General features: G+C 55.9%; 3 protein-coding genes and 2 pseudogenes. 2 read left to right on the top strand and 3 right to left on the bottom strand.

Annotated features, from left to right (window positions below; all coding sequences use genetic code 11):
* Both ACOTTU_RS24775 and hisD read right to left on the bottom strand, forming a co-directional pair.
* Window positions 1-145, bottom strand: a pseudogene (locus ACOTTU_RS24775) (sulfopyruvate decarboxylase subunit alpha); the annotation flags it as partial.
* 107 nt (window positions 146-252) lie between these two features.
* Window positions 253-1560: a histidinol dehydrogenase gene (hisD, locus tag ACOTTU_RS24770; RefSeq protein ID WP_425662180.1), complete on the bottom strand. Its 1308-nt coding sequence runs from the start codon at window positions 1558-1560 to the stop codon at window positions 253-255.
* 282 nt (window positions 1561-1842) lie between these two features.
* Between hisD and ACOTTU_RS24765 the strand changes: the two genes are divergently transcribed.
* The gene (locus tag ACOTTU_RS24765; protein WP_425662178.1) at window positions 1843-2862 is read left to right on the top strand and encodes a LacI family DNA-binding transcriptional regulator; all 1020 of its coding nucleotides are present in this window, start codon (window positions 1843-1845) and stop codon (window positions 2860-2862) included.
* Here the strand turns inward: ACOTTU_RS24765 and ACOTTU_RS24760 are convergent.
* Entirely contained in the window at window positions 2859-6269 is a 3411-nt protein-coding gene (locus tag ACOTTU_RS24760; protein ID WP_425662176.1) for an indolepyruvate ferredoxin oxidoreductase family protein, read from the bottom strand. The genes ACOTTU_RS24765 and ACOTTU_RS24760 overlap by 4 nt on opposite strands.
* 253 nt (window positions 6270-6522) lie before the next feature.
* On the opposite strand from ACOTTU_RS24760, the pseudogene ACOTTU_RS24755 reads away from it, so the two are divergent.
* Window positions 6523-6641, top strand: a pseudogene (locus tag ACOTTU_RS24755) (S-(hydroxymethyl)glutathione dehydrogenase); the annotation flags it as partial.

Raw genomic sequence — 6641 nt, 5'->3', positions numbered from 1 at the left:
CTTCTTTGTTCGACGGGATGTGATAAATCTCCGCCCGCGCATCAATCTCGTCAATAACCCCCGCCAACTGCTTGCACGGCACGGTCGTCACAAAATCAACGCCATTACGGACAAAATCATCTACGATTTGTGTGTTAATGGACACGTATGGTCTCCTTGTAGTCGAGTATCAGGGTGAATTCGGAAATGGTCAGGGGGCCGCGTCGGCAAAGTCAGCGCCCCGCCGCAGGTGATAGAATTAGGTCATTTGCTTCAATCCATCGCGGAAAGATCGAAATTTTCATCCGGGAAGTATTTGTGCAAGCGCGCATCGGCTGAACGCGCATGCCCCTCCATGCCTTCCAGCCGTGAAATGCGCGCCGTGGCTTCGGCGACTGGCTTGGCGCCTTCGCGTGTTGCGCGCTGCCAGGTGACAATCTTCATGTATTTGTGAACCGAAAGCCCGCCGGTATATTTCGCGGATTGGGATGTTGGCAAAACGTGGTTGGTGCCCGATGCTTTGTCCCCGAAGGCTACGGTGGTCTCTTCGCCCAGGAAAAGAGAACCATAGCACTGCAGCCGGTCAAGCCACCACGGCAGATCTGCCGCCTGCACCGTAAGGTGTTCAGGCGCATAGTCATCAGAACAAGCCGCCATTTCCTCACGATCTGCACATATGATGACTTCTGCGTAGTCGCGCCATGCGGCTTCGGCGTTGGCGCGGTTCAGTTCTGGCAGGTCCGCGATGAGTTTCGGAACGATTTGCATGGTTTTTTCCGCCAGTTCCCGACTGTCTGTCACCAGCCAGACCGGCGAATTATATCCGTGTTCGGCTTGTCCCACGAGGTCAGTGGCAACGATAAAGGGATCAGCGTCTTCGTCTGCCAGGATCAGGCTGTCGGTGGGTCCGGCGATCATGTCGATCCCCACACGCCCAAACAGGATGCGTTTCGCTTCCGCGACAAATTGATTGCCGGGGCCGACAAGTATGTCTGCTTTGGGCAGGCCAAACAGACCGAATGTCATTGCGGCCACACCCTGAACACCCCCCATGGAGAGGATATTGTCAGCGCCACACAGATCAGCGGCGTAAATGATGGCTGGGTTGATTCCAATGCCCGGGCGCGGCGGTGAGCAGGCCGTGATATGCTGGCAACCGGCCACCTTTGCGGTTGTCACGGTCATGATGGCGCTTGCGATGTGGCTATAGCGTCCGCCGGGCACGTAACACCCTGCGGCCCGGCAAGGTATCGCTTTTTGACCAGCGATCAGCCCAGGCACCACCTCAAGTTCCACATCCGTCATGGTGGATTTTTGCGTCTCTGCAAAGCGGCGCACGTTGTCATGGGCAAAGGCAATGTCGTCTTTCAGCTTTTGCGACACGAGTACCGATGCCGCGGCAATTTCTTCTTTGCTCAAGATGATGCTGCCTTGATAGCTATCGAACTTCTCGGCGTATTTCAGCGCTGCGGCATCGCCGCCGACTTCGATGTCATTAAGAATGTTCTGTACGGTTTCTCGTACATCGCCGGCATCTGTCATCGCCGTTTTTGCGGCTTTTTTGAGGTATTCTCGGGCCATGAAAAGGAATCCTGTCTTGGAGGTGTCGTCAGCGTCGAGGAAGCAAATTTTCGAAAGCACGGGCAGTTGTTGACCGGCAGTAGGAGCAGCCCGTTTGCCCGTGCCTTCGAAGCGGAATCTGGCCACCCTCCCCAAGCGCCAGATTCCATGTTCTTCAGCGCCTTCTATGCTCTTACAAATCCAAATGCAAGCGCTTGCATTGCAGCATACCAATCTTTTTTTTACCCTCCGACTGACGCGTTTTAGGGTGTTCTCGACGGCAAACGGAGATATGACACCAAGATGGCCAAGAACACCGCTCCAACACTTGAAGATGTGGCTCGCATGGCGGGGGTCTCGACAGCCAGCATTTCGCGGGCGCTGAATGATCCGGACAAAGTGGCCAAACCCACGCGCGAAAAGATAGAGCAAGCGATCGAGGCGCTTGGATATACATCCAATTTTGGCGGTCGTGCTTTGGCGTCCAGCCGGACCAACACCGTGGGTGCGATCATTCCCAGCCTTGCGAATGCGATGTTTGCAAGCGGGCTGCAGGCCTTTCAGGAAGTGCTGTCCGAGGCCGGTATCAATTTGCTTGTTGCCACGACGGGGGATGATCCTGAGCATGAGCTGCGGCAGGTAAAATCTCTTTTGGCGCATGGGGCTGACGGTCTGATGTTGATCGGGAATGAACGTCCCGAGGCGACACGCGCGTTTTTGGAAAAGCGACAGGTCGCATATGTGATCTCCTGGTGCTTCAAGGATGAGGATGCCCAACTTTTTGTGGGCTTTGATAATTTTATGGCGGCAAAGGGGGCGGCTGAACAGGCTTTGGCGCTGGGTCATCGCCGGATCGCTACGATCAGCGGGATCAGGCAAGGAAACGACCGGGCCGGTGACCGGCAGGCAGGTGTCGAGGCGGCGATTGCCGATCATGGCCAGGACGCGCATCTTTCTCATAACATCGAGGCGGCTTACCGGTTGGAATATGGTGCCGAGGCATTTGCTAAAATCATGGGGGATAATCGTCCACCTACCGCAATCATTTGCGGTAATGACGTTCTGGCGGCGGGGGCCCTGATGCGCGCGCGTGATTTGGGTATCGATGTTCCAAGCACGGTATCGATTGTGGGTTTTGATGACATCGGGCTTGCATCTGTGGTCACGCCGCCTCTTGCGACCGTGCGTGTGCCGCAGATTGAAATGGGTCGTACGGCAGCACGCGTCCTATTGGCCAGGTTGTCAGGTGAACGAAACGCTAACAGTGTTGCCCTGCAGACCGAATTCATTATGCGCGGGTCTCTCGCGCCTCCTCGATACTAGGAAGATCGCATTGCCATCAGGTTTTGTGCCCTGTCGCGGGCGTGCCGTGCGGCCTGTTCCTTGACCGGTCCATATCCACGAATGTCCAAGGGGACGGCCAGAATATCTCGAACCACCTCGTGATGTCCTTGTCGCCAGACTTCCGGCATCCCCAGAATCAGTTCCTCGAACCAGATGATCAGGTCAAGTTCCAGCTTTCGGTCGGAGTGAAAGCGAAAGGGGTCCAGCCAACTGCCTCGAATCTTTCTGAGCCGCGCGAGGAGGCTGAAAATCTGGCCAATCCACGGTCCGAACCGGTATTTCCTGGGCCTGCCACGTCCATCCTTTAACCGGGACAACACAGGGGGGGCCAAATGGTAATGCACCTTAAAGTCACACTCGAATTCGGCTTTCAGACGTTCTCTGAATTCGGGGCGCGCGTGCAGGCGCGCCACTTCGTACTCATCCTTGTAGGCCATCAGCTTGAAGAGAGATTTTGCGGCTGCGCGTTGAACATCGTCTGGCAACCCGGATAAGCAAGACAGCGATGAACGATAGCGCTGAGCATAGGCGTTATCTTGATAGTCGCTTAAGAATGTGGCCCGCCGCTCGATAAATTGCGAGGCGGTTTCATTTGAATCTGCTTGGTCCGGTTGCGATGTGTATCTGTGTGGATCAACTGCCAATGCGCGGCCATAGGCAAAGGCCATCTGGTTTTTTTCTGGTGCGACTCCGTTGAGTTCAATTGCCCGCATCAATGCGTCATGTGCCACTGGCACCAGCCCGCGTTGCCATGAAAAACCCAGCATCATGACATTGGCAAAAACCGTATCTCCCATCAGAACGTTCGCCATCTCATTTGCGTCGAAGCAAGCGACATTTTCGGCGCCTACCGCGTCTTCAATAGAGGCGCGGCGCTGTGACACCTTCAGGGAGGCGTCCCGGTTCAACACCAGATCACCGGTCGGCATTTCGGCCAGATTGAGGGCGACCTTTGTGCCTTGCCGGTAGTGAGCCGAGGCTTTGGGCGATGAGGAGACCACCACATCGCAGCCAATGACGGCATCCGCGCAGGCTGTGTCAATGCGGACCTGATGCACAGATTTGGGGGCGCTGGCCAGACGAACATATCCCAAAACCGTCCCGAATTTTTGAGCAAAGCCGGTGAAATCCAATACACTGACCCCTTTGCCTTCCAGGTGCGCGGCCATGGAGATCAACGCACCAACGGTGATAACCCCTGTTCCTCCAACGCCGGTCACGAGTAGATCATATGGGCTATCGAGCGATGGAAGCGCGGGCTCCGGCAAGGTTGCATTCATGTCGATCACGTCGATTTCTGGCGCTGCTTTCTTGCGACGTGTCGCACCCTCAAGGGTCACGAAACTGGGGCAAAATCCGTTCAGGCAGGAAAAATCCTTGTTGCAGCTGGACTGATTGATTTTGCGCTTTGTGCCGAATTCGGTTTTATGCGGCTCAACGCTCAGGCAGTTGCTTTCAACTGAACAATCGCCGCAGCCTTCGCAGACAAGATCGTTGATCACGACAAACCGGTCAGGCTCGTGAAGTTGGCCGCGTTTGCATTTGCGGCGTTTTTCGGTGGCACAGGTCTGCTCATATATCAAAACCGTGACACCCGGCACGTCGCGTAACGCGCGTTGCAATGCGTCCATTTCAGAACGATCATGAAAGCTGACATCCGCCGGGAAATCGTGTTTTTGAAATTTGGCGATATTGTCTGAGACAAGTGCAATCCGTTGAACACCCTCTGCGCGACAGGCTTGTGCGATCCCGGCAACCGAGACCGGCCCATCCACCGGTTGCCCGCCGGTCATGGCGACCGCCTCATTATAGAGAATCTTGTAAGTGATGTTGGTGCCCGCCGCCACGGCCTGACGGATGGCAAGGCTGCCAGAATGGTACCAGGTTCCTTCGCCCAGGTTCTGGAAAATATGTTTGCCACCGTTGTAAAGCGAGGTGGCGATCCAAGGCACCCCTTCGCCTCCCATTTGCGCATAGCCGACGGTTTCGCGGTCCATCCAACTTGCCATGACATGACACCCGATCCCGCTGGCGGCCTTGGAACCTTCCGGCACTTTGGTCGACGTGTTGTGCGGACAACCGGAACAGAAGTAGGGCGTTCGCGTCGCCCCTTCGATCTGCAATACGGGCGGTAGCGGGCTTGTCAGCGCGCACGCCTTCTCGATGAATCCCTCGTTGGGAAAAAACCGGTTCAGGCGCGCGGCAATGATGGGCAGCAATAGCCGGGGGCTCAGCTCGCCCGTCCAAGGCACCAATGGGTTCATTTTTTCGTCGTATTTTCCCACCATGCGGTCTGGCTTGCGACCGGGCCAGTCGTAGAAGTGCTCCTTGAACTGGCTTTCGATGATGCCGCGTTTTTCTTCAATCACCAGCACTTCACGTTTGCCGGTCACAAAATCAAGCGCGGCATGATGGGCCAGCGGCCAAACCATCCCTACCTTGTAGATATCGATACCAAGACTGCGGCAGCGACCCTCATCCACGCCAAGAAGGCGCAAGGCTTCCATAAGATCCAGATGTGCCTTGCCGGTGCTGACAAAACCAAAGCTTGCCTTTTCCACCCCGTAGACTGCGTGATCAATCGGATTGGCCTCAGCAAAAGCTTGGACCGCATCAAGTTTCGCCCTGATCCGCGTTTCGATCTCTGGGGATGGCAGGTCGGCGACCCTGACATGCAGGCCACCGGGCGGGGTGGTAAAATCGGGTTGCTGAAAGACCCGGTCGGGCATGAGGTCAACGGATTGTCCGCTTTCAACGGTTTCTGAGATGGCCTTGAAGCCAACCCAGGTGCCGGAAAACCGCGACAATGCGAAGCCGTACTCCCCAAATGCCTGATACTCCGCCACGCTCGCGGGGTTCAGCGTGGGCATGAACCAGGCCATGAACGCAACATCCGATTGGTGAGGCATAGACGATGAGACGCATCCATGATCGTCCCCGGCAACGACCAATACGCCGCCTTTCGGGGCGGATCCATATGCATTCCCGTGTTTGAGCGCATCCCCCGACCGATCCACCCCCGGCCCTTTGCCATACCACATGGAAAAGACGCCATCGACATCAGCATGCGGGTCAAGACTTGCTTGCTGCGCGCCCAAGACCGCCGTTGCCCCAAGGTCCTCATTGACCGCAGGAATGAAGGAAATGCCGGCTTTCTTGATCAGTGCCTCATTGCGCCAGATTTCCTGATCGACGCCACCAAGGGGGGATCCGCGGTAACCTGACACAAATCCCGCAGTGTTCAGCCCGTTTTCACCATCACGCCGTGCCTGATCCAGCATGATACGTACAAGGGCTTGGGTTCCGGTGAGAAATACGCGGCCTTGGGTTTTGGTGTATCGGTCTTGAAGGGCGTAGTCGGAGGGCTTGCGCGGATGCTGGCTCATCAAGAGGGTCCTGTCACAAATGAGTGGCTTGGGTCATTTTCACCAATTTGGGTGATAAAGTTTATTTCATTTTGCATCTGCGGGCATTTCGGGTGAACATTTTTTCCACAAATCGGAGCATTTCAGGATTTTTTGGCTAAAATCTGACCCGGGGTCGGATGGAGGTCAATCGGGCAAGACAGGGTCTTTCGCTTGACAACTTAAAAGTGGCCTGTCTCTGGTCGGTCGCAAATTCTATCGGGAGGTCATTTTGATGCTTAGGACGCGAGCTGCGGTTGCGGTTGCTGCTGGGAAGCCATTGGAGGTTATGGAAGTTAACCTTGAGGGGCCTCGTGCGGGGGAGGTATTGGTCGAGATCAAGGCGACGGGTTT

This window comes from Roseobacter sp. EG26, assembly GCF_049830555.1.
In the GTDB taxonomy this organism is placed as follows: domain Bacteria; phylum Pseudomonadota; class Alphaproteobacteria; order Rhodobacterales; family Rhodobacteraceae; genus Roseobacter.
This window is presented reverse-complemented; position numbering and strand designations above follow the sequence as displayed.